Genomic DNA, 21,271 nt, shown 5'->3' with positions numbered 1-21,271 from the left:
CTGCTTGTTAAAATTTTATCTATGCATTCTTTTCCCTGTGCTTCATCCCTTTCAGAGGGTTATTTCGAAGCGTCAAAATAATTATCAGGGAAATCATATATAAAGTAGATAAGAATGCCATTGCTGCTGTTATACTGTAATTATCTAAAAAGAATCCAATTGCGATAGGGGATAAACCGCCAATTGCCCGTCCAGTATTAAAAATAGTATTATTTGCAGTGCTTCGGATTTCTGTCGGGTAGAAGCTGCTGATCAGTGCGCCGTAACCTGCATTCATTCCATTTGCGAAAAAGCCGACAATCACTCCGCCAATCAATATGGTAACAGCGCTTTGCGCAAAGACATATAAAAAGACAGAAGCGGCAGATGCAATAAGAAAAATGCCGTAGGATGTTTTGGCGCCAAAACGGTCTAATATCTGGCCAAACAAAAGCATTCCCAGACACATTCCGATAATGGTGCTTATCATCCAAAGGGAAGAACCGGAAACACTTAATCCCAGCTGTTCCTGTAAAATAGATGGCAGCCAGTTCATTAATCCGAAATATCCGGCTACCTGGACAGTGGACATAATAGTCAATGCAACCGTAGTGTACGCCCGTTTAGGTGTATTGAACAGCTTGGATAAGGAGCTGTCTTTCTTTTTTCCTTTTTTGATTTCTGTTTGTGCTTTTTTCCATTCTTCGGTTTCGCCTAAATTTCTTCTGACATAAAAGATGAGCAGTACAGGGACGATACCTGTAATAAATAATGCTCTCCAGCCAAACAATGGAATAATAAGAGCAGCTAAAAGAGCGGCAGCTATTGCGCCAAGCTGTCCACCGATTGTCACCCATGAAGTCATTCTTCCGCGCTTCTGTTTTGCAAATACTTCCGCAACTAATGCCATACCTATTCCAAATTCTCCACCACCGCCGACTCCGGCTAAAAATCTTAAAATATAAATAAAATAAATATTATCTGCGAAGGCCATTAAAGCAGTAGCTACAGAGAAAAGAAAAATCGTATAAGTAAATATCCTGATTCTTCCGTATTTATCAGCAAGTACGCCGAATACGACACCTCCAACCAGCATTCCGAAATTTGTAATAGAAACAATGGATCCGCCGGCTGCCGAAGAAATACCGAATTCTGCAATGATGGAACTTAAAACAAATGAGAGGAACATGATATCCATACTTTCCAGACCTAGTCCAAGCATGGATGATGCTAGAATTTTCTTTTTATATTTACTGCTTTCTATTGTATTTCCCATGGTGTTGTATCACGCCTTTTCTAGTAAAGTCTGCTTCATCAGATGCAAGCATCTAAAACGATTTTTGCTGCTTCTTTATGCAGCTCTCTGTAATCTTCATCGGGAACCCACTGGTCGTTCATACGGCTAACATGAACAACAAGACAGTTTGCAGCTGGTATTTGGTAAAGCGATGCTAAGATGAATAGTACAGCTGATTCCATTTCACAGTTAAGAATATGTCTTTCCTTCCAGTAATTCATAAAGCTTTGATCAGGCTGCGGGCCATTTTTAACCCCGTGTTCACGCGATTGGCCGAGATAATAACTTTGGGTTGTCATTCCAATGCCTGTATGTACATTTAGTCCATTTCGTTCTGCCTGCGATTGAATGGTCGCTAATAAAGCTGGATCTGCTGCAGCAGGATAGACATCACTGACATATTGATGGAGCATACCGGGATCTCTGACCATTGCATGATTCAGGAGTAGATCTCCAGGAGACAGCATGTCACTCCATGCGCCGCACCCCCCTAAACGTACAAACTTTTTGGCACCGCTCTGGATTAATTCGATAGTCGCAATTTCTGTTGAACCGGCTCCGATACCTGTGGAGCATATGGAAACTCTTTTTCCTTTCCAAATACCGCTGACTAAAATAAATTCACGGTTTTTTGAAATTAATTTAGACTGCTCCCAATCACTGGAAATTAATTCTACTCTTGCCGGATCGCCGACTAAAAGCGTAACCTCGCCTAAATCAGCTGCATCCACCTTGTTTAAATGAATATTGTCCATATTTATTCTCTCTCCTTAAGAAGCGGATGATATTGTATTATTTTTTACATACGAAATAAATTATATTACTCTGAATAAAAAATACAAGAAGTTTTTTGAGAATGTTTTTCTGATTTATTATTATCTCCAAAACTGGAATGGTTTTAATTGTAAAATAGAGTATTAAAATTACTAGATTATATATTGAGTAGTGTTGATAAGGGTTTCTATTTGACTAGTATTTTCAGAAAAAATAGATAATAATTTAAAAATGAAACGTGATAGTATATAATGAAATTATTTTAAAAAAAGAGGGAGGAAAATAATGTATTGGTATATTACATATTTCACGCTATATTTTGGAATTATGATTGCAGTTGCATGGTATTACTACTATAAGATTAAAACATATGAAGATTACATGATCGGGTCATGGAGCACTGGATTTTGGAAAATTACCGGAACCATCATTAGCACCAATGCAGGGGCTGCAGTATTTATAGGCTGGGTAGGACTTGGATTTACTGTCGGTTTTTCGGGGTATTTTAAATTTGCACTCGTGGCTTATGCCTTCAGCTTAACGCTGGTTTTCCTTTTTGCAAAACCGCTAAGGCGTCAAAAATTGTTTACCCTGGCAGACTTATTTACAGCCAGATTTGGCGGACGTACTGGAATTGTTCCATCCATTACTTCTGCTATTGTGTATTCTGTTCCTACGCTAGGGCTTCAGCTGGTAGGAATGTCCACCGTTTTTAATATCACGCTAAACTGGGATTTAAACACAGGTTTAATTGTAAGTACGATATTAATTCTTCTGTTTTCCATTCCAGGCGGATTGCCTGCCACTATTATCACAGATGCAGTTCAAGCCCTTATTATTATTTTAGGCCTTATTGTGCTTACTGTCACAATTGTTATTCACGTAGGGGGATTAGGAGATTTATTCAGCAACACTTCTTTTGAATACTTGAGTCCAATCAGTCCCGATGGATTATCGGACACTTTACTGTATGCATTATCAGTTGGACCATTCTATCTTGTCTGGCAGTCGACATGGCAGCGTATTTTTGCAGCCAAGGATGAAAAAACAGCATTGACCGCAGGAATTACTGGCCATTTAATTGTTGCTGCAATTTCATTTTTTCCATTTTTAATCGGAGTTTCTGCAAGGCAATTTGTAGATTTGAATATGGAGCAGGATCTGGTGTTTTCTTATGTGACCAATGAACTACTGCCCGCACCTGTAGCCGGAATTATTTTTGTTGCACTGCTTGCGGCATTGATGACTGGGGCGACTTCTTTTAATTTGCAGGGAGCAAGCAACTTAACCCGTGATTTCTATCAAAGGCTGATAAATCCAAAAGCTACGAACGCGAAGCTACTGCTTGTATCTCGTATATCCGTGGCGATTGTAACTATTTTAGGTACTGGTGCAGCCGTGTTTATAACGAACATTAATGATGCATATCGTTGGGCCTTAATGGTGAATGGTGTCATTCTTGTCTTTCCATTCTTAGCAATTATGTTCTGGAAGCGCGTGACCAAAAAAGGCGTGTTCATCAGCATGATCGGTTCATTAATATTTATATTGATTTATCCGTATACGGGTATGCCCTTTGATCAGGCACTTGCAGGCTATACATTCTCTTTTGTCCTGCTGGTAGTAGCGAGTCTGCTCACATCTCATGATAAATCTGAAGTGGTGAAGACGGCAATGCGTCATAAGCTTGAAGATGAAAAAACACTTGCAAAGGAGCTGGAATAAATGACTGTAAATAAAATAATTAATGCGAATGTACTGGATTTATTGAAGGATAGAGTATATCTGGCTACTGTCGAGCTTTCAGAGGGCCGGATAAAAAAGATAACAGAGCAGAATAAAACCATAGAAAATAATAGTGCGCTGGATTTAAAAGGTAAATGGCTTTCACCCGGTTTTATTGATACGCACAGCCATTTGGTGATGTATAGCAGTTTTCGCAAGCAGCTGAACTGCTCTCCTGAAAATGTGAAGAGTATCAGCGATATTATTGAGAAATTTAAAGAACAGCAGGAAGATATCACCTTCGATGGATGGCTGCGGGGGTACGGCTATAATGAGTTTGAACTTGCTGAAGGACGCCATCCAAACCGTTTTGACTTAGACCAAATTTCAAAAGAAATTCCCATCTATATTCAGCAGAGTTCAGCACATATGGGTGCAGTTAATACAAAAGCACTGGAAATCATGGGAGTCGGTTTAAATGATCCAGATCCTAAGGGCGGACGCTATGAACGTGATGAAAATGGTCTGGTTAACGGAGTGTTGTTTGAATTTCCGGCGCTGGATAAAGTCAAAGCAGTACTTCCAAAAGCAGAAGCGGATGTGCTGGCAGCAGATATCGAAGCAGGAGTTAAGGCTTATCAAGCGAGAGGAATAACCAATACGACAGAAATGGGAGTCGGTATTTTCTCCGGGATGGATGATTATGAAGCAGTGCTGAAATTTTTGGAGACGCCGCAAAGTATTCGGACAAGGTGGGCGATTACGTATCAGCTGCTTTTTCATGAACCAAAGCTTCAAAACCTTAACGCAGATGAGCTGAAGGAGAAATTTGAGTCGCTCAGTAACGGGTACAGCACCTTGGCTGGCGCTAAATTTTTCAGTGATGGCTCTATTCAGCTGCATACAGCAGCTATCCGCGGTAATTACTATGATGGGGGATCATCAGATGATTTACAAATTGAAAAAGAAGAGATGGAAGAGCTTTTTAATCATTTCCAGCGGCTTGGTTATCCATTGATTACCCACGCAAATGGGGACAAGGCTGCACGGACAGTGATAGAGGCTTATAAAGCAACAGCCCAGACAAAAACGACTGATATAATGAACAGAATCGAGCATCTGCAAACAGTAAATAAAGAGGATATTGAAGAAATGACAAAGCATCAAATTGGCGGATCATTCTTTACGAATCATATTTACTACTTTGGAGATATTCATAAAAAGTACTTTTTAGGACCGGAAAGAGTACAAAATCTGGACCCTGTCCGATGGGCGGAAGATACAGAGATGACATTCACGATCCATTCCGATTGTCCTGTTACAGATATCTCGCCGTTAGATTCTATCCGGATTGCCGTGGAGCGCAAAACAAGACAGGGAGAAATACTTGGTGAGCATCAAAAGCTGACAAGAATCGAAGCTTACAGAAAGATGACTGTAGATGCTGCTAAATTAAATGGTACCGACGAGAATGAAGGCAGCATTAATGAAGGTAAATTTGCAGATTTTGCAGTATTAAACCAAAACCCGCTTGATTCATCTGTTCATTTATCAGATGACCTGGTAGAGATGACCATCGTTGGTGGTGAAGTTGTCTATCAAAGAGAGAGTTATACCTGAATAAGTTATGCTAAATCTAATTATTTCTATTTCTGTATTATAATAAGATAAAAATAAAGCTTGAAAACTATACATAGTTGTCGTTATAATAAAAAAGACAATCATGTATAGTTTTTTTATTTTAATTGAGGTGATTCTATGCCAAAGGTAAGTGAAGCCTATAAAAAAGAAAAAAAGAAGAAGTTGATTCAGGCAGCGAAAACAGTGTTTATCCGAAAGGGCTATGTGCAAACATCCATGCAGGATATTATGAACGAAGCAGGCATATCAAGAGGAGCAATGTACAGTTATTTTGATAATATTGATCATTTGTTTATGGAGGTTTTAAAAGAAGACGACTATGACAATATGCAGTTTTTTGAAGCCTCGGATGATGAACTGCTCTGGCCGCAGTTGAAGCAATGGTTTGAAATGCAGCAGGAGGCTATTGAAAATACTCATCAGTCATTAGTTCAGGCTAAAGCAGAATTCTTTTTGTCCTCCAATTATGTAAAGCATGCAGAAGATTTCCCATATATTTCACAGCGTTATAATGAAATGACAAGATTGATAGAAGAGGTGCTGAACTGGGGAGTGTACAAAAAAGAATTTCAACTGCAGCAGCCTGCTGATACGATTGCCAGATATATTATTTCTTTTATAAATGGGCTGATGCTAGACACTTTTCAGCTTGGGAATGAGCAAACGAAAGTAAAAGAGCAATTATCCATCCTGCTTTTTTCTTTAGAAAATATTGTTTGCCCTCATGCGGCAGATAAGGAGTGATTGTATGTTGTTTGAATCTAGAAGAGTGAAGTTAAGGAAGATAACAAAAGACGATACAGAACTTTATCACAAATGGAGAAATGATGTAGAGGTAATGCACTCAACCAGCCCCTCTTTAGATGTCTATCCCAAGGAAGCGACAGAAGAATTTGTAGAATATGCTATTTTGGGATCGGATACTTCAAAAGGGTATATTTTGGTAGATAAGAAAAGTGAAACATCTATCGGTATTGTTTCTTTAATTAATATGGATTATAAAAACCGAAATGCAGAATGTATTATTGATATTGGTGAGAAAGAATACTGGGGAAAAGGATATGGAAAGGAAGGGCTGTTACTGCTGCTGGATTACGCTTTTTATGAACTGAACCTGCATAGAGTTTCCTTGCGGGTATTTTCATTTAATGAGCGGGCGATTCATTTATATAAAAAAATAGGCTTTGAATTGGAAGGGAAAAGCAGACAGACGCTATTTCGGGATGGTAAGTGGCATGACATTATTCATATGGGGATTTTACAGGAAGAGTATTTTGTGAAAAAAGAAGCATAATAGAATCTTAGATAAAAAACAGGAGCAGGAAATTTTTATTTCTGCTCCTGTTTTTTATGTTTGTTTTCATTGCATTTATGTTTCAGGCTATTTGTTCTGTTGGTTAGTAAATTTTTTCAATTTAAAAGTTAAGTTTGGGAATAGGTATTTTTGGGAAGTAGGGTATTATGAGCGCATATTGGATTCAATGAAGCAATAATAAAGTAATATAAAGATTTTGGAAAAACCCAAAGCTCATAGTTACTTAATCAACAGTCATAAATTGGCTAATAAATCTTACAAATTTGCCTCAATGAAATGAAATCCATTGTTTGAATATTTTTTCAAGTTAGAATGAAAACCTCAAGCAAGCATTCAATTCATATGAATTCCTTAGTGTAAACAATATGCACGTGCTAAGTGTATTTATTCTGCAACATTATTACATTAGAGAGTCAGTTTATTCTCAGATATTACAAATAGAATAAAAAAAGGGATTTTTATAGTAAAGTATATATTTTTTGTTAAAATATCTTAGGTATTGTCAATATGTGTCTAAATACTTCAACGGATGAATTTTAAGAGTGAAAATCTGTGTTTTTATTGATTTGATGAATGGTAAAGGAAGGATATAGTTATGTTATTAATTCCAATTGTGCTCGTGATTGCACTGGTTATCGGTATTATGGAATGGAATTCCCATAAAAAGCATGTGAATGCTCTGCCAATTCGGGTCAACGTGAATGGAATCCGCGGGAAATCAACCGTCACGCGATTAATTACAGGTATTATCAAAGAGGCAGGCTATAAAACCATCGGTAAAACAACTGGTACTTCAGCAAGGATGATTTATTGGAATACATCAGAGGAAGAGCCTATCCAGCGACGTCCCGAGGGACCGAATATCGGTGAACAGAAAATGGTTGTAAGGAAAGCGGCAATGCTGGGAGCTGATGCTTTAGTCAGCGAGTGTATGGCAGTTAACCCGGATTATCAAATTGTATTTCAAGAAAAACTGCTTCAGGCGAACATTGGTGTGATTGTTAATGTGCTGGAAGACCATATGGATGTGATGGGACCTACACTGGATGAAGTTGCTGAGGCTTTTACAGCTACGATTCCGCATAATGGCCATTTAATTATTTCACAAGGCCCCTATGTAGATTATTTTAAAAAAGAAGCAGCAAAAAGAAATACGAAGGTGATTGTTGCTGATAATAGTAAAATCCCCGAAGTATATTTACGCAAATTTGATTATATGATCTTTCCGGAAAATGCTTCGCTGGCATTAGCAGTTGCTGAAGCATTGGATATTGATGAAGAAACGGCATTTCGAGGAATGCTTAAGGCACAGCCAGATCCAGGTGCAATGCGGATTAAGCATTTGAAGCAGGGAAGCAAATCAGCATATTTTGTCAATGGATTTGCGGCTAACGATCCATCCTCAACAATCAATATTTGGAAAAATGTAGTGTCTCAAGGCTATTCTGCAAAATCTCCAATTGTTGTAATGAACTGCCGGGAAGATCGCGTGGATCGGACTATCCAATTTGCAGATGATGTTTTACCACATATACCGATGGATAAGCTCGTGTTGATTGGGGAAAAGGCAGAACCAATTAAGAATGCGGTGAGGTCAGGAAGACTCAAAGTCAATCAAATTATTGATCTTCAGGAAAAGTCAACTGACGAAATCTATGGAACATTAATAGAGATAGCATCTAATAATATCATCTATGGGATTGGAAATGTTCATGGTGCGGCAGAACCTTTAGTTGAAAAACTGCAAGCACACACAGAAATAGGAGGATCATAGAATGTTTGGTTCAGATTTATATATTGCACTCGTGCTAGGAGTGATTCTAAGCTTACTTTTTTCAGAGAAAACAGGCATTGTACCAGCTGGACTGGTTGTGCCGGGATATTTAGCACTGGTTTTTGACCAGCCTATATTTATCGCCGTTATTTTTGGGATTAGTCTTCTAACCTATGTCATTGTTACATATGGGTTGTCGCGCATTATGCTGCTTTACGGACGAAGAAAATTTGCAGCAATGCTGTCGGTAGGAATTGTGTTGAAGCTCCTCCTGGATTACGCTTATCCAATGCTTCCATTTGAAATATTGGAATTTAGAGGAATTGGGGTTATTGTGCCCGGCCTGATTGCGAATACGATCCAAAAGCAAGGGGCCATTATTACAATCGGAAGTTCGCTTCTATTAGGCGCACTTACTTTTGTTATTTTAAGCGTCTATTACATCATATAGGAAGGGTTAATATGTCTAAAAAATTAACATACCAAGAAAAAATATTGCGAATGGGGAAACAACAAAAAAAATCTGCTGGTAAACATGTGGCCATCGGTTTAGCTGCCATTGTTATCTTCATTATCGGACATCAAATCTTCTTTTCACCAGATGTAGCAGAAGTGGAAGAAAAGGGTGATTCAGAGTTCACCGCTACTTTCGTTGGTGACATCATGTTTGGCCGCCATGTAGAAGATGTGACAGAAAAACATGGACTAACATATCCTTTTGAGAAAGTAAAACCTTTCTTTGACAACGCCGACTATGTGTCAGGTAATTTTGAAAATCCAATTTTACTTCAAGATGAAGATAATTATGAACAAATAGATAAGCGGATTCATCTACATACGGGTGAGGAGGCAGCCAATGCTTTAAAAGAGCTGAATTTTACAATGCTCAATTTAGCTAATAATCACATGATGGATTATGGGGCAGAGGGACTGAATGACACGATTTCAGCACTGGATAATATAGGTTTAAACTATGTTGGTGCAGGAGAGAACCTGGAAGAAGCAACTGCCATAGATTATCAGGAAGTAAATGGCTTAACGATTGCAACACTTGGATATACAGATGCTCTTGTTGAGGGCTTCTCAGCTCTCGGTTATCGTCCAGGGGTTGCCCGTGCGTTACCGGATAATATTTTTCCGATGATTGAGGAAGCGAATCAAAATGCTGATCTTGTTTTTGTAAATATGCATTGGGGTGTTGAATATGACAATCAGCCGCACCCGAGACAAACAGAGCTAGCAAGGGCGATGATTGATGTTGGCGCAGACGCTATTATTGGGCATCACTCCCATGTACTGCAAGAAGTAGAAAAATATAAGGATGGCGTTATATTTTACGGACTTGGCAACTTTGTTTTTGACCAGGGATGGTCCCGGACTAAGGATAGTGCCATTGTCCAATATGATCTGTTAAGTGACGGGACAGGCAGGTTTGAAATTACTCCGTTACGTATAAACGGAGCACAGCCTTACGTAACAGAAAACAAATACAATCAAATGAAAATTCATTTGCAATTAATGAGAAACCAGCCGGAAGAGAATTTTAAAAAAGAAGATGGAAAGTTGATCTTGGAAGTAGATCATTCTGATGTTTTAGAGGAAAGGGGTTCTGATAGTGAGCAATAAAAAGCTTATTACGATATTGACGATTGTTGTCGTTGCAGGACTGGTATTTGTTTATGCACAGCAAGGGATGTTTGAGGAGGAAGTGACAAATACCGATTATGGTGTCGAGCAATCCGAAATGATGAATACATCGGAAGGCTATGGTGTCAGTGCTTCCCATCCATTGGCAGTAGAAGCTGGGATGAAGGTGCTGGAGGCAGGCGGTAACGCTGCAGATGCAGCCGTAGTGGTTGCCTACGTACTTGGTACTGTAGAGCCTTATGGTTCAGGCATCGGCGGAGGGGGAGAGATGTTGATTTATCCCTATGATGCGGATGAACCGGCTGTCTATGAGTACCGTGAAACTGCACCAGAGTCGGGGGCGAGGCCGGAAACCTTTGCTATTCCCGGTTTAGTAAGAGGAATGGAAGAGCTTAATAATGATTTTGGTTCGATGGACATGCAAGACTTGATCCAGCCGGCTATCGATTACGCAGAGGAAGGATTTGAAGTAGATAATCATTTGGTAGATCGACTTGGTAAAGGATCTTACCGGATGGATGTCGCAGAATTAGATGAATTTTTCCCGAATGGTGAAATACTGGAAGTGAATGATACATTAGTACAGCCTGAATTAGCAGAAACATTACGTTTAATCCAGGAAAACGGAGCAGATGCTTTTTATGATGGGCCTATTGCGGATCAAATATTAGAAAAGGAAAATACATTGCAAGCAGAGGATTTAAGCGGTTATACGGCAACAACAGCTGAGGCGGCTCACGGCAGCTTTGCCGGCTATGATGTTTATTCTGCACCGCCGCCATTAGCAGGAGTTACACTAATTCAGTCTCTGCAAATGGCTGAACAATTAAATGTTGCTTCGACTGAGGATAACCAAAGGGACTATATTCATCTGATCGGAGAAATTTCCAAACGATCTTATGATGATCGTATCCAGAATGTGGGAGATACGTCATTTACAGATACATTACCGACCGATGAACTGACTTCCGCTGATTATACACAACAAATGGCAGATACCATTTCACTTGATGAATTATCCGAGGATTATGAAGTAAATGATTCGATATCAGACGAGGAAGATCACGATAATACGACACACTTTGTCATTATCGATCAAGATGGTACAATGGTATCAGCGACACATACCTTAGGAAATTTCTTTGGCTCCGGTGATAATGTAGGCGGGTTTTTTATGAATAACCAAATGGAGAATTTTAGTACAAATGATGATTCGTTGAATAGCATTGAGCCGGGAAAAACACCAAGAAGCTTCACAAGCCCGACTATTTTGACGAATGGTGAAAAAACTATCGGTATTGGCTCACCAGGTGGGAAAAGAATCCCAATGGTAATGACACAGGTGCTCGTTAAATATTTGATGTTTAATGAACCATTTGATGAAGCAGTTGAGGATAATAGATTTTATATTGAAGGTAATGATATTTTCACAGAAACAGAGTTGGATAGAGATGTTCAATCAGAATTGAGAGCACGTGGATATGAAATCTACAATCAAACGGATATTGACTTTTATGGAGGTATACAATCACTTGTTATCGACGAGGGGTCCAACAGTATATATGGTGCTGCAGATTCCCGGAGAAACGGTGTTTGGCAAGCCGATACAAATAATTAATCTTAAAAGAACAGGAGGAAGGTAAAGTGAAGAAAGTATTATCAGGCGTTACGCCAATTTTACTGCTTGTTCTCGCATTAACATTTATGACCAATTATAAACAATTGGATGATCTATCGGATTCAGAACGATATCAAATCCGAAGCTACGTGGAAGCAGCTGAAAATGATGCGACAGCAGATTCAGAATCTGTCAGTGCCCAGGAAGAGGAATAGTTTGAAAATAGTGTTACGGACACGAATATGAAGAGGATAGATACGGTTTCCAATGAAAATCCAGAATTGAAAAGTGTAGGGAAAGGGTCTCTTTTCGTGATAACAGCAAGGAGTACGAACGTGCAGTCAATACAGAATTTTGGAAGGTAAAATGGTAGGAAAAGAGGCTTATGCTAAACCTATATATCTTATTTTTTCTTCATTATTTTAACCGTAGAAAAAAGCATGCCGAGAAAATACCTTCCTTATTTTTAAAGCTGAGCAGGAGCAGAAAATATTTATTTTCTGCTCCTGCTTTTCCTTAGTTTTAAATTTGAGACGGCTGCTCTACTGGCTGATAGATAGATGCTACAGTCTGTATTGCTTGATCTGGTGCAGCCATTAATGGGTAATACCCTTTTTTAGTCATATACTGCCAAATATCATAAGCGTGATGATTACTATTCAAAAAAGCATTTTCCAAAAATGTTCTTAAATCAGGGTTAGCACACTCTACGGAAGCATTACCGTAGTTTTTGGCAGAACTTTTTTGATTTATTAGATAAGCTGTAGCAATTTCACGGTCAGTATGCTGCTGTACTTCTGTTCGGGGTGTTGCAGGTGGAAATTCAGAAACCGGCGCTTGTGTATAAGATTCCAGTACTGGATTTATTTTAGCTGGTTGAAATTTTGTGATATCAGGTGTTGTTTGACTTTGAACAAATTCCACTTTTAAATTGTAATCCTGAACATGTAATGGGAAATGCTTTTGTAATAATCCCTTCAGTTCAGGATCTTGAGCCTGATTTATAAAGCTGGCCATACAGGATATTGTATTATAGCATCCTGCAATCAGCTCGCTTAACTCATGTAATTCATGTGAAGCTAATTTCATGGTAACTACTCCTTTAATCGTATTTTTCTTATGGTTTGCAGAGAGAGTTAATTTATACACTTTATGCATGTGCAGAAAAATCTTAAGTGAAAAATGAATCAATACTATCCTTCTTTATTTGTTCTTATCTTTTTTATCATGAAATTCTTCTCCAGCTTCTGTCTGCAGATTTTCATGATGAAGATGGTTTTGTGGTTTATCTACATTATCAAAAACAAAATTACGTAAATATCTATGATAAAAAAGTTCGCCTATTGTAATCAGGAAGGCGGCAATTAATGCAGCAGCATCAACAGAAAGCAAGCTATCATATAAAAATGAGCCTATCCCCCAGATAATAATATAAGCAAGTGCAAAATCGCCTACTGCAGCAGCTACGTTCCCTATTCGGGGCAGTATCAGCATATCTCCTGCAAAGCCAACTGCAGTTAGTATCAAACTGGTAATAACTAAGTTACTGAAAGAAATATTAAAAATCATACCTAATGTTATACCTAATATTACTGTCGTCATAACTGATTTAAATAGAAATGCTAAAATGTATCTCATTAAATCATCATCCTTATATTTTTTACTTACAGCTGTATTTTGCACTCTGAAAGTGGAATTTATTCGTTACTGCTTATTTGACAATATCACCTGAGCTTCAGTAGAGGGGCGTATCCATTTAAATGAGCGATGTATCGATAGATAATTGAAGAAACCGGTTATTTACGAAAAAAACGAAAATAGCGGAAGAGATTCCATGGATAGTTGTGTTAAGCAGTGAAAAATTAATTGAATAGGTATACGCTTTTTTCAGTTTATAGTAAGATAAAAACTCCTCCATTTCATTTTTCATTTATTGCATAATTTGAAGTGAGGCCTTCTGAACTCTTAATGACAGAAAATATTTATTTTTTGAAGGGAGCTTACAAGTAATGGTGCTATTTTTTACATATGTGATGGCAGGACTTGCCATTGCAATGCCTGTAGGAGCTATTACAGTAGAAATGACAAAACAGGGATTGAAAAATGGCTTTATGCATGGCTGGGCTGTAGGGCTTGGAGGGATGACAATTGACCTTGTTTTAATTGCTGCACTTTATTTGGGGTTAGCATCTATTTTACAGCTGCCTTTTATTCAAATCCCGATGTGGCTGATCGGCGCAGTATTCTTATTCCTGATTGGCTATGAATCAATAAAAAATGCGGATAACGATATCACACTGGCTGGAGAAAAGTCTGATAAATCCATACGCTCCTCTTATCGTAATGGGTTTCTTGTCGCCATTTCGCCAGGAAATATTATGTTTTGGCTGAGCGTTTTTGGAGCTGTGTTAAGTAATACATATAACCCATCTGAACCATCCAATTTTTTACTTATTGCTGCGGGTATTTTAACTGGGATTTTATTTCATGATATCGGATTATTAGTAATTGTGGCTACAACAAGGAAAGTAATGAACCGAGCCATGATTAAGGGGTTTTCTATTATTGCAGGCGTTGTTTTAATTGGTTTTTCCGGATATTTTATTTATGAATTTTATGTGGTAATAATGGATATCATGTAAGCCGGAACATTTTAAATACTTGAAAGGAAAAGAGATCAAAGCACTGGTTATTCCTGTACTTTGATCTCTTCTTTGGAGAATCCGGGTATATGAAAAAAACAGGCTTACTTCTCTAAAAGAATTGCAATTGCAGGGCTATCTGCTGTATATGAAGCTCCCGTAACGTCACCAAATACTTCTATCATTTTAAATCCGGCATCTTTAACTTCTTTTTTCAAACGTTCAACAGTAAAATAACAGTTCCAAATATTATAGTTTGTGACAGCTTGTTTTTCAATAACAAGTGTTTGTTCCAAAGTGACATGATCTGGATATTTTTTCAATCTTTCAATAGCTAAATGTTCGTTTGCGCTCCAAAATCCGCCGCCTGGATAGTTGTCCCAAGTATTACGTTCTTCAAAGGCTTCATACTTTTTCATAGAAAAAACATCCAGTAATAATTTCCCTCTCATAACAAGAGCCTGATAAATATTTTTTAAGATTTGCTGCCGGTTTCCAGCAGACAAAGCTCTGTAATCACAATAAATAAATGCAGCAAAATCAAAAGAATTTTTCATATTCATTTCTAAATTAATTTTGATACAAATAGGAAATATTTAATCCATGCTGATCAACTGACTGCCTAGCATAGTTAATAGAACGCCTGGAAAAGTCAATACCGGATACTTGATAGCCTGCCCTGCATAATCTTTCCCCATATAGTCCCGGCAAGCAGCCTATATCCAGCAATCTGGGATAATCTTTAGAAGGGATGATGTACTCCATCCAACGTACAGACTTATCAATAAACCTTACTTACGGCTAGCTCCTTCAAAATCAGGATTTAAATGTGCATCCAGCATATATTTTGAAATATGTTCATCATTCCAAGAATTATTGTCGCTCGGCTGATAGAGAGGAGGAAATTCTAACTTTAGGAAAATATCGTTGTGCATTGTTTTCTCTCCTTTTTCGTTTTCATAAGAAGGCAAGCTCAACCCTTTGAATCAAGTGCTATCCACGTAATCAGATAAGTAAGAAAGCTTATAATAAGACTGCCTCCTAAAATGCCGATGACTGTGGTTTGAAAAATTTTGATATCGGTAAAGAGCAGACTCAATCCAAAGCATAGAAGCAGGAGAACAATCCATAAAGGAATCAGCATTTTAAAGGTAAACAGACTTGCTTTTATCGAAATCAGCTCTTCCCGCTCATCCTGTGTGCTGAATTCTCCTTTTTTTGTACTATAGCCCTCGTTATTCTTTTTCTTCCCATATAAAAATCGGGCAATACCAAAAATGATAAGCCATCCGATAAGCAGAAACCAAAAAATACCGAATTCAAAAGAAAAGGAGAAGGGCTCTTCTGTAACGGTAGCGGTCAAAACTGTTTGGATCATTCCTAAGGTAGTAAGCAGTATCATAATGATATTTCCAGTCTGTTCAAATATTATTTTCTTCATCAAAAGGTCACTCCTTCCCTAAATAAAAAATAGCATTAATATCTATTTCCAGTACTTCCGCAATTTGCAATGCCAATAACAACGATGGTGTATAATTTCCCTTTTCCAGGGATACAATTGTTTTTCTGGATACACCAACCTTATTTGCTAATACTTCCTGCGTCATTTTTTTCTTCTTTCTAAATATCTGCACACGATTGATAACATTCATGATATCTCTCATTTCTTCATTAAATGTGAAGTTAACTACTCATTTAATAGTATCAAAATAAAAATGTGTAGTCAACTTCACATTTTTCTATATAAAACTAGGTAACTGACTTTACTTGATTTATATCCTTGCATTCAGATTGATAAAATGAAAAGAAGGTGATTGTTTATCAAAGAAAGCAGTAATAGGCGATTCTTTTAATATCAGTATTTTATTAGTAAATACCATATAATAGACAAAACCCATATGTTTTGATATTGTCATAAAAGCGACAATCAAATATATGTTTTAAATGAAAAAATAATGTATATTAGAACTGTATTTGATTTTTTATTATGGAGTTACTTTTCGTAAACTTCAACTGAGCAAAAATGTATTTTTATGTTATATTTTACATAGAGATAAGGAGAGGTGTTTATATGAAAAAATCGCCATTAAAAATAATTGTGGCTATTACTTTAATTGTTGTCGCACTGGTTGTTTTACTAGTTGTGCTGGTGAATCGGGACTCAGAATCCTTTGGAAGGGAGTTTGATGAAGCCCCATCAACAGAAGGACAACCTGTATATGGTGACCCGGAAGCTCCTGTAACTGTCGTGGAATTTGGAGATTATAAATGCCCTGGCTGTAAAGCATGGGATGAAGGTATTTTTCCGCAATTAGAACAGGACTATATAGATGAAGGGAAAGTTAACATCGCATTTGTCAACGTCTTATTCCATGGAGAAGAATCGCGATTAGCTTCATTAGCCGCAGAAACAGTCTATGAGCAAAATCCTGAATCATATTGGGACTTCCATCATGCGCTTTTTGCTGATCAACCAGAAAATCAGCAGGCAGTATGGGTGACAACAGATAAGATAGAGGAAATTGCAGAAGGTGTAGAAGGAATTGATACAGAGACATTAATGGAAGAAGTTGAAAATAACACATTTATGGATGAGCTTATAAAAGATGATGATCTGAGAAATGCTTTTGAAGTCGAATCCACTCCAACGATTATGGTTAATAATGTCATGATAAACGATGATGATACATTTGATTACGAGGTTATCAAACAAGCTATCGATGAAGCGTTAGGTGAATAAAATGAATAAACTGGATATGAGACAGCTTTATATGTATTTTGCCTGGGTCGTTTCTCTGGTTGCAACTTTGGGGAGTCTTTATTTTAGTGAAATAAAAGGTTTTATACCATGTGAATTATGCTGGTATCAACGAATTGCCATGTATCCGTTGGCTTTCATTCTTGGAGTAGCAACGTTTAAACAGGAATTTACAATTAAGAAATATGTACTTCCAATTGCAATGATCGGCTGGTGTATTTCACTATATCATTATCTTGAACAAAAAGTACCGGGATTTGCACCATTAAAACCATGTGTGGGCGGTGTACCGTGTAATACAGAATATATTAATTGGTTAGGCTTTATTACGATTCCGTTTTTAGCTTTCACTGCTTTTACGCTGATCATTATCTTTATGTTATTGATGAAATCAAATAAAAAATAAGAAAAAGCCGCCGATATTTTATCGGCGGCTTTCGCTTTGTCTGAGAAAAGAGCAATATTATACAAGAAAAAATAAATAATACTTGATATTTTAGGAACAGGATAAAGAAGTATGGGAAGGGAGGTTTAAGCATGTTAAATGAAACCCGAACAATTTATTTAGACCCTGATTTAGATTTGGAAGCATATCGGTTTAAAGGAATTACGCAAAAGTTTCCCGCGCATTTTCATGATTATTATGTGTTTGGTTTTATCGAGGAGGGAGAGCGTGAGTTGATCTGTCAGGGAGAAGAATATGTTATTCACCCCGGCGATGTACTTATTTTCAATCCTTATGATACGCACAGCTGTGAGCAGGTAGACGGTGGAACACTGGATTACCGCTGTATTAATGTAAAAGCTGATGTAATAAAAAAAGCAATGTTTGAGATAAAAGGTGAGGAGATTCTTCCACGTTTTAAAGAAAATGTTTTGTATAAGAGTGAAGTGGCATCTACTTTAAAAGACCTTCATCTGAAAATATTGGAGGAAGAGGAAGCTTTCAAAAAAGAAGAACTGTTTCTTTATTTAATGGAGGAGCTTATTGAGATAAACTCAGACTTGGCTATCCCGAAAGCAGCCCTGGAATCTTCTCACAAAGTTCAAACAATCAGCAGCTTCCTGGAGGAGCATTATACCAAAAAAATTTCCTTGAAAGAGTTAAGTGATCTGATTGGATGGAGTAAGTATCATCTGCTCCGGTCCTTTACCAAGCAGAAGGGGATTTCACCATACAGCTATTTGGAAACAATTCGGGTGAATCATGCAAAAAAACTTCTGGAACAAGGAGTAAAACCGGCTGAAGCAGCTTTTTTAACAGGATTCAGTGATCAGAGCCATTTAACCAAATTTTTTAAGAGCATGATTGGATTAACACCGAAGCAGTATATGAAGATTTTTGAAAGTAAGGGAGAGGGGTAACAAGCTCTATGAAAATAAAATGTGTACGGCTAATTGATGATGATTTGCCTTTAGGATTAATTGTTAATACAGCAGTTATTCCTGTCCTGGAATCTCGTTGGAAAAAGAAAAAGGTAAATCAATTAACAGGCAGTCTCATTCTATTAAAGTAGCTGAGAGGAGGAAGCATGATAGATAATTTACCTGCATATATCCTGATGGCACTGATGATGTCCATGCTGCCTGGAACAGATACGATATTGGTGATGAAAAATACATTTAGTTATGGTACAAGGGCCGGCTATTGCACAATTCTTGGGATAGCAGCCGGTCTGACTTTCTGGACGATGATTGCTGTATTGGGCTTGTCCATTGTTATTGCTCAGTCTGTTATTCTTTTTAATATGATTAAATATATGGGAGCTGCATACCTGCTTTATTTAGGAATCAGAGCCTTCTTTTCAAAGGATACTTTTTCTATGGATGCTATACCAAATGGGAATCGCACAAATAAAAATAATAAAGCTTCCTTTGTGCAGGGGGCAGTCAGTAATATTTTAAACCCGAAAACTGTTTTAGTATACGTTACTTTTATGCCGCAATTTATTGATTTAAGCGGGCGTATTAATCAGCAGCTTATTATTTTGGGATTTATCCTTACGCTGATAGCTGCAGGCTGGTTTTTCATACTTGTTTATTTTCTGGATGCAATGAAAAGATGGCTCAAGAAGCCTTTATTTCAAAAGATGCTTCAAAAATGTACAGGGATTCTGTTGATAGGGTTTGGTGTGAAAACAATCTTTTAAAAAGATTTTTCTACAAAATAAACTTTGATAGCCTTCCAGATTTCATTATATTTTCCATGGTATCTTCTAAAAATAGAAATATTTGATACATTTAAAACAAAAAATTTAAAATATTTGTGGACAGAAATTAATTTATCGCATCGAATATGTTATGATGAGATATAATCCAAATACGGGATTAGATACTGGGCAGAAATGGTAAAGGAGTCAAAGGTAATGACAGATAAAGAATTAGAAATATTGAGAATTATAGAAGAAGATGCACGAATTGATTTAAATACATTAGCGAAAATGACAAGTATAAATGAAGAAGAAATTAAAGCGATATTAAAAAAATTGGAAGAAAAGAAAGTTATCTTAAACTATTCGACTGTCGTGGACTGGAGCAAGGTACCGCAGGCTGAGCAGGTAACAGCGATGATTGATGTAAAGGTAACACCAAAACGCGGGGTCGGATTTGATGAGGTAGCAGAGCGAATCTACCGTTTTTCTGAGGTGCAGGCTTTGTATCTAATGTCAGGAGCTTATGATCTTCAAGTGGTAATAGAAGGAAAAACGATGCAGGAGATTGCCCGTTTTGTTTCTGAAAAACTTTCATCGATAGATTCTGTGATTTCAACAACAACACATTTTCAGTTGAAAAAATATAAGCATGATGGAATCGTTTTTGAAGAGGGCGAAGAAGATCGCAGAATAGTGGTGACACCATGAGTCAATTAAATGTAAAAACCAAAAGCCGCTTATCGTCACGTGTACAGGATATTCAGCCATCCGGTATCCGGAGATTTTTCGATTTGGCTTCCTCCATGGATAACATTATTTCTTTAGGTGTCGGGGAGCCGGATTTTATTACACCGTGGAATATCCGTGAGGCCAGTATTTCTTCTATGGAAAGAGGATTTACTGCTTATTCAGCAAATGCCGGTGTACTCGAATTGAGACAGGAAATTACAAAATATATGTATGATCGTTTTGATGTGGATTATGACGCAGAAACAGAAGTACTGGTAACAGTTGGAGCAAGTGAAGCAATTGATATTGGCTGCCGTGCTATTTTAGACCCGGGTGATGAAGTCATAATTGTAGAGCCTGGATTTGTATCCTATTCTCCACTGGTATCAATGGCAGGCGGAGTTCCAGTCTCTGTAGGAACAAGAATAGAGGATGACTTTAAGGTATCAGCAGAGCAGATTAGGGCTGCGATTACGGCAAATACAAAGGCATTAATGATCAGTTTTCCGAATAACCCGACTGGCGCTGTTATGCTGAGAGAGGATTTGCAGGAAATAGCGACATTGGCTGAAGAGCATGATTTAATCGTGTTTTCTGATGAGATTTACGCTGAATTGAGCTATGATAACCAGCACGTTAGTTTTGCAGTACTTGAAGGTATGAAGGAGAGGACAATATTAATATCAGGATTCTCCAAAGCATTTGCGATGACGGGATGGCGGTTAGGTTTTGTAATGGCTCCGCCTGATTTATTGGCTGCGATGCTAAAGCTGCATCAGTACAGTTTAATGTGTGCACCGACAATGGCACAGTACGGGGCACTGGAAGCATTGAAGAGCGGAATGGACGATGTGGAGAGAATGAAGCAGTCTTATAAGCAAAGACGCGGATTTTTTGTAGAGTCTTTTGCAGAGATGGGCTTAGCATGTCATATGCCTGGAGGTGCGTTTTATGCCTTTCCTTCTATTAAAGCCACTGGATTAACATCTGAGGAATTTGCGGAAAAATTATTATATGAAGAGCATGTCGCTGTCGTGCCAGGAGATATTTTTGGCGCAGGAGGAGAAGGGCATATTCGCTGTTCCTATGCGACTTCGATGGATAATCTGCAGGAAGCTACAAAGCGCATGAAACGTTTTGTCAGCAAACATCTGTAAACATAAGTAATTTGCAAAAAATAATCACTTTATCACTAAAAAATCCGCTTATTGCTTTTTTA

Annotated in this window: 26 protein-coding genes; 17 read left to right on the top strand and 9 right to left on the bottom strand. The window is 37.8% G+C overall.

The window, feature by feature from the left end:
- Positions 1-19: 19 nt before the first annotated feature.
- The gene (locus tag OSO01_RS07905) at positions 20-1,255 is read right to left on the bottom strand and encodes an MFS transporter (RefSeq protein ID WP_147209883.1); all 1,236 of its coding nucleotides are present in this window, start codon (positions 1,253-1,255) and stop codon (positions 20-22) included.
- Positions 1,256-1,293: 38 nt separating this feature from the next.
- Positions 1,294-2,031 carry a nucleoside phosphorylase gene (locus OSO01_RS07900; RefSeq protein WP_147209882.1) on the bottom strand — a complete coding sequence of 246 codons (738 nt, stop codon included), beginning with the start codon at positions 2,029-2,031 and terminating at the stop codon, positions 1,294-1,296.
- 304 nt (positions 2,032-2,335) lie between these two features.
- Here OSO01_RS07900 and OSO01_RS07895 point away from each other — a divergent pair, with 304 nt between their 5' ends.
- From OSO01_RS07895 to OSO01_RS07855, 9 genes are all read left to right on the top strand, one after another.
- On the top strand, positions 2,336-3,775 hold the full coding sequence (locus OSO01_RS07895) for a sodium:solute symporter family protein (RefSeq protein WP_147209881.1): 1,440 nt from the start codon (positions 2,336-2,338) through the stop codon (positions 3,773-3,775).
- Entirely contained in the window at positions 3,776-5,395 is a 1,620-nt protein-coding gene (locus OSO01_RS07890; RefSeq protein ID WP_147209880.1) for an amidohydrolase, read from the top strand.
- Between the two features lie 138 nt (positions 5,396-5,533).
- Positions 5,534-6,160, top strand: coding sequence for a TetR/AcrR family transcriptional regulator (locus OSO01_RS07885; protein WP_147209879.1), 627 nt, complete (start codon positions 5,534-5,536; stop codon positions 6,158-6,160).
- A gap of 4 nt (positions 6,161-6,164) precedes the next feature.
- Entirely contained in the window at positions 6,165-6,710 is a 546-nt protein-coding gene (locus OSO01_RS07880; RefSeq protein ID WP_147209878.1) for a GNAT family N-acetyltransferase, read from the top strand.
- A gap of 616 nt (positions 6,711-7,326) precedes the next feature.
- Entirely contained in the window at positions 7,327-8,505 is a 1,179-nt protein-coding gene (gene pgsB, locus OSO01_RS07875; protein ID WP_147209877.1) for a poly-gamma-glutamate synthase PgsB, read from the top strand.
- Between the two features lies 1 nt (position 8,506).
- The gene (gene pgsC, locus OSO01_RS07870) at positions 8,507-8,956 is read left to right on the top strand and encodes a poly-gamma-glutamate biosynthesis protein PgsC (RefSeq protein ID WP_147209876.1); all 450 of its coding nucleotides are present in this window, start codon (positions 8,507-8,509) and stop codon (positions 8,954-8,956) included.
- Positions 8,957-8,967: 11 nt separating this feature from the next.
- A complete protein-coding gene (locus OSO01_RS07865) occupies positions 8,968-10,131 on the top strand; it encodes a CapA family protein (RefSeq protein ID WP_147209875.1) in 1,164 nt (387 codons plus the stop codon).
- A complete protein-coding gene (locus OSO01_RS07860; protein ID WP_246145089.1) occupies positions 10,121-11,770 on the top strand; it encodes a gamma-glutamyltransferase family protein in 1,650 nt (549 codons plus the stop codon). The genes OSO01_RS07865 and OSO01_RS07860 overlap by 11 nt, the downstream gene beginning before the upstream one ends.
- 26 nt (positions 11,771-11,796) lie before the next feature.
- Positions 11,797-11,985 (top strand): hypothetical protein, encoded by a 189-nt coding sequence (locus tag OSO01_RS07855; protein ID WP_147209874.1) that lies wholly within the window; start codon positions 11,797-11,799, stop codon positions 11,983-11,985.
- Between the two features lie 307 nt (positions 11,986-12,292).
- Here OSO01_RS07855 and OSO01_RS07850 read toward each other — a convergent pair whose 3' ends face one another.
- Together OSO01_RS07850 and OSO01_RS07845 are read right to left on the bottom strand one after the other, a co-directional pair.
- Positions 12,293-12,859, bottom strand: a complete 567-nt coding sequence (locus OSO01_RS07850; protein WP_147209873.1) for a spore coat protein — start codon at positions 12,857-12,859, stop codon at positions 12,293-12,295.
- A gap of 114 nt (positions 12,860-12,973) precedes the next feature.
- Positions 12,974-13,408, bottom strand: coding sequence for a DUF2512 family protein (locus OSO01_RS07845; protein ID WP_147209872.1), 435 nt, complete (start codon positions 13,406-13,408; stop codon positions 12,974-12,976).
- Between the two features lie 371 nt (positions 13,409-13,779).
- Between OSO01_RS07845 and OSO01_RS07840 the strand changes: the two genes are divergently transcribed.
- Positions 13,780-14,412, top strand: coding sequence for a LysE family translocator (locus OSO01_RS07840; RefSeq protein ID WP_147209871.1), 633 nt, complete (start codon positions 13,780-13,782; stop codon positions 14,410-14,412).
- A gap of 104 nt (positions 14,413-14,516) precedes the next feature.
- On the opposite strand, the gene OSO01_RS23555 is transcribed toward OSO01_RS07840, so the two are convergent.
- Genes OSO01_RS23555 through OSO01_RS07825 form a run of 5 tightly spaced genes read right to left on the bottom strand, consistent with a single transcriptional unit; the run spans position 14,517 to position 16,064 of the window.
- Positions 14,517-14,975: a hypothetical protein gene (locus tag OSO01_RS23555; protein WP_222595717.1), complete on the bottom strand. Its 459-nt coding sequence runs from the start codon at positions 14,973-14,975 to the stop codon at positions 14,517-14,519.
- A 7-nt stretch (positions 14,976-14,982) separates the two neighbouring features.
- On the bottom strand, positions 14,983-15,177 hold the full coding sequence (locus tag OSO01_RS24070) for a class I SAM-dependent methyltransferase (RefSeq protein ID WP_198048709.1): 195 nt from the start codon (positions 15,175-15,177) through the stop codon (positions 14,983-14,985).
- 26 nt (positions 15,178-15,203) lie between these two features.
- Positions 15,204-15,347, bottom strand: a complete 144-nt coding sequence (locus OSO01_RS23545) for a hypothetical protein (protein ID WP_198048708.1) — start codon at positions 15,345-15,347, stop codon at positions 15,204-15,206.
- 38 nt (positions 15,348-15,385) lie between these two features.
- Positions 15,386-15,853, bottom strand: coding sequence for a DUF2178 domain-containing protein (locus OSO01_RS07830; RefSeq protein WP_147209870.1), 468 nt, complete (start codon positions 15,851-15,853; stop codon positions 15,386-15,388).
- A 7-nt stretch (positions 15,854-15,860) separates the two neighbouring features.
- Positions 15,861-16,064 (bottom strand): helix-turn-helix transcriptional regulator, encoded by a 204-nt coding sequence (locus tag OSO01_RS07825; protein WP_147209869.1) that lies wholly within the window; start codon positions 16,062-16,064, stop codon positions 15,861-15,863.
- A gap of 419 nt (positions 16,065-16,483) precedes the next feature.
- Here OSO01_RS07825 and OSO01_RS07820 point away from each other — a divergent pair, with 419 nt between their 5' ends.
- The 7 genes from OSO01_RS07820 to OSO01_RS07790 all read left to right on the top strand — a co-directional run bounded on the left by OSO01_RS07820 (position 16,484) and on the right by OSO01_RS07790 (position 21,209).
- Complete coding sequence (locus tag OSO01_RS07820) at positions 16,484-17,152, top strand: DsbA family protein (protein WP_147209868.1); 669 nt, start codon at positions 16,484-16,486, stop codon at positions 17,150-17,152.
- Between the two features lies 1 nt (position 17,153).
- Entirely contained in the window at positions 17,154-17,576 is a 423-nt protein-coding gene (locus tag OSO01_RS07815; RefSeq protein WP_371863286.1) for a disulfide oxidoreductase, read from the top strand.
- A gap of 131 nt (positions 17,577-17,707) precedes the next feature.
- Positions 17,708-18,535, top strand: a complete 828-nt coding sequence (locus tag OSO01_RS07810; RefSeq protein WP_147209867.1) for an AraC family ligand binding domain-containing protein — start codon at positions 17,708-17,710, stop codon at positions 18,533-18,535.
- 8 nt (positions 18,536-18,543) lie between these two features.
- A complete protein-coding gene (locus tag OSO01_RS07805; protein ID WP_147209866.1) occupies positions 18,544-18,687 on the top strand; it encodes a DUF2000 domain-containing protein in 144 nt (47 codons plus the stop codon).
- 18 nt (positions 18,688-18,705) lie between these two features.
- On the top strand, positions 18,706-19,320 hold the full coding sequence (locus OSO01_RS07800; RefSeq protein WP_147209948.1) for a LysE family translocator: 615 nt from the start codon (positions 18,706-18,708) through the stop codon (positions 19,318-19,320).
- A 216-nt stretch (positions 19,321-19,536) separates the two neighbouring features.
- Positions 19,537-20,031, top strand: coding sequence for an Lrp/AsnC family transcriptional regulator (locus OSO01_RS07795; RefSeq protein WP_147209865.1), 495 nt, complete (start codon positions 19,537-19,539; stop codon positions 20,029-20,031).
- Positions 20,028-21,209, top strand: coding sequence for an aminotransferase (locus tag OSO01_RS07790; RefSeq protein WP_147209864.1), 1,182 nt, complete (start codon positions 20,028-20,030; stop codon positions 21,207-21,209). The genes OSO01_RS07795 and OSO01_RS07790 overlap by 4 nt, the downstream gene beginning before the upstream one ends.
- Positions 21,210-21,271 lie beyond the last annotated feature (62 nt).

The organism is Oceanobacillus sojae (assembly GCF_007991515.1).
GTDB lineage: Bacteria > Bacillota > Bacilli > Bacillales > Amphibacillaceae > Oceanobacillus > Oceanobacillus sojae.
This window is presented reverse-complemented; position numbering and strand designations above follow the sequence as displayed.

Excerpts from the sequence above, each read along its gene's own strand:
- OSO01_RS07905 (WP_147209883.1), bottom strand. The coding sequence starts at position 1,255 with ATGGGAAATACAATAGAAAGCAGTAAATATAAAAAGAAAATTCTAGCA.
- OSO01_RS07900 (WP_147209882.1), bottom strand. The coding sequence starts at position 2,031 with ATGGACAATATTCATTTAAACAAGGTGGATGCAGCTGATTTAGGCGAG.
- OSO01_RS07895 (WP_147209881.1), top strand. The coding sequence starts at position 2,336 with ATGTATTGGTATATTACATATTTCACGCTATATTTTGGAATTATGATT.
- OSO01_RS07890 (WP_147209880.1), top strand. The coding sequence starts at position 3,776 with ATGACTGTAAATAAAATAATTAATGCGAATGTACTGGATTTATTGAAG.
- OSO01_RS07885 (WP_147209879.1), top strand. The coding sequence starts at position 5,534 with ATGCCAAAGGTAAGTGAAGCCTATAAAAAAGAAAAAAAGAAGAAGTTG.
- OSO01_RS07880 (WP_147209878.1), top strand. The coding sequence starts at position 6,165 with ATGTTGTTTGAATCTAGAAGAGTGAAGTTAAGGAAGATAACAAAAGAC.
- pgsB (WP_147209877.1), top strand. The coding sequence starts at position 7,327 with ATGTTATTAATTCCAATTGTGCTCGTGATTGCACTGGTTATCGGTATT.
- pgsC (WP_147209876.1), top strand. The coding sequence starts at position 8,507 with ATGTTTGGTTCAGATTTATATATTGCACTCGTGCTAGGAGTGATTCTA.
- OSO01_RS07865 (WP_147209875.1), top strand. The coding sequence starts at position 8,968 with ATGTCTAAAAAATTAACATACCAAGAAAAAATATTGCGAATGGGGAAA.
- OSO01_RS07850 (WP_147209873.1), bottom strand. The coding sequence starts at position 12,859 with ATGAAATTAGCTTCACATGAATTACATGAGTTAAGCGAGCTGATTGCA.
- OSO01_RS07845 (WP_147209872.1), bottom strand. The coding sequence starts at position 13,408 with ATGAGATACATTTTAGCATTTCTATTTAAATCAGTTATGACGACAGTA.
- OSO01_RS07840 (WP_147209871.1), top strand. The coding sequence starts at position 13,780 with ATGGTGCTATTTTTTACATATGTGATGGCAGGACTTGCCATTGCAATG.
- OSO01_RS23555 (WP_222595717.1), bottom strand. The coding sequence starts at position 14,975 with ATGAATATGAAAAATTCTTTTGATTTTGCTGCATTTATTTATTGTGAT.
- OSO01_RS24070 (WP_198048709.1), bottom strand. The coding sequence starts at position 15,177 with ATGGAGTACATCATCCCTTCTAAAGATTATCCCAGATTGCTGGATATA.
- OSO01_RS23545 (WP_198048708.1), bottom strand. The coding sequence starts at position 15,347 with ATGCACAACGATATTTTCCTAAAGTTAGAATTTCCTCCTCTCTATCAG.
- OSO01_RS07830 (WP_147209870.1), bottom strand. The coding sequence starts at position 15,853 with ATGAAGAAAATAATATTTGAACAGACTGGAAATATCATTATGATACTG.
- OSO01_RS07825 (WP_147209869.1), bottom strand. The coding sequence starts at position 16,064 with ATGAATGTTATCAATCGTGTGCAGATATTTAGAAAGAAGAAAAAAATG.
- OSO01_RS07820 (WP_147209868.1), top strand. The coding sequence starts at position 16,484 with ATGAAAAAATCGCCATTAAAAATAATTGTGGCTATTACTTTAATTGTT.
- OSO01_RS07815 (WP_371863286.1), top strand. The coding sequence starts at position 17,154 with ATGAATAAACTGGATATGAGACAGCTTTATATGTATTTTGCCTGGGTC.
- OSO01_RS07810 (WP_147209867.1), top strand. The coding sequence starts at position 17,708 with ATGTTAAATGAAACCCGAACAATTTATTTAGACCCTGATTTAGATTTG.
- OSO01_RS07805 (WP_147209866.1), top strand. The coding sequence starts at position 18,544 with ATGAAAATAAAATGTGTACGGCTAATTGATGATGATTTGCCTTTAGGA.
- OSO01_RS07795 (WP_147209865.1), top strand. The coding sequence starts at position 19,537 with ATGACAGATAAAGAATTAGAAATATTGAGAATTATAGAAGAAGATGCA.
- OSO01_RS07790 (WP_147209864.1), top strand. The coding sequence starts at position 20,028 with ATGAGTCAATTAAATGTAAAAACCAAAAGCCGCTTATCGTCACGTGTA.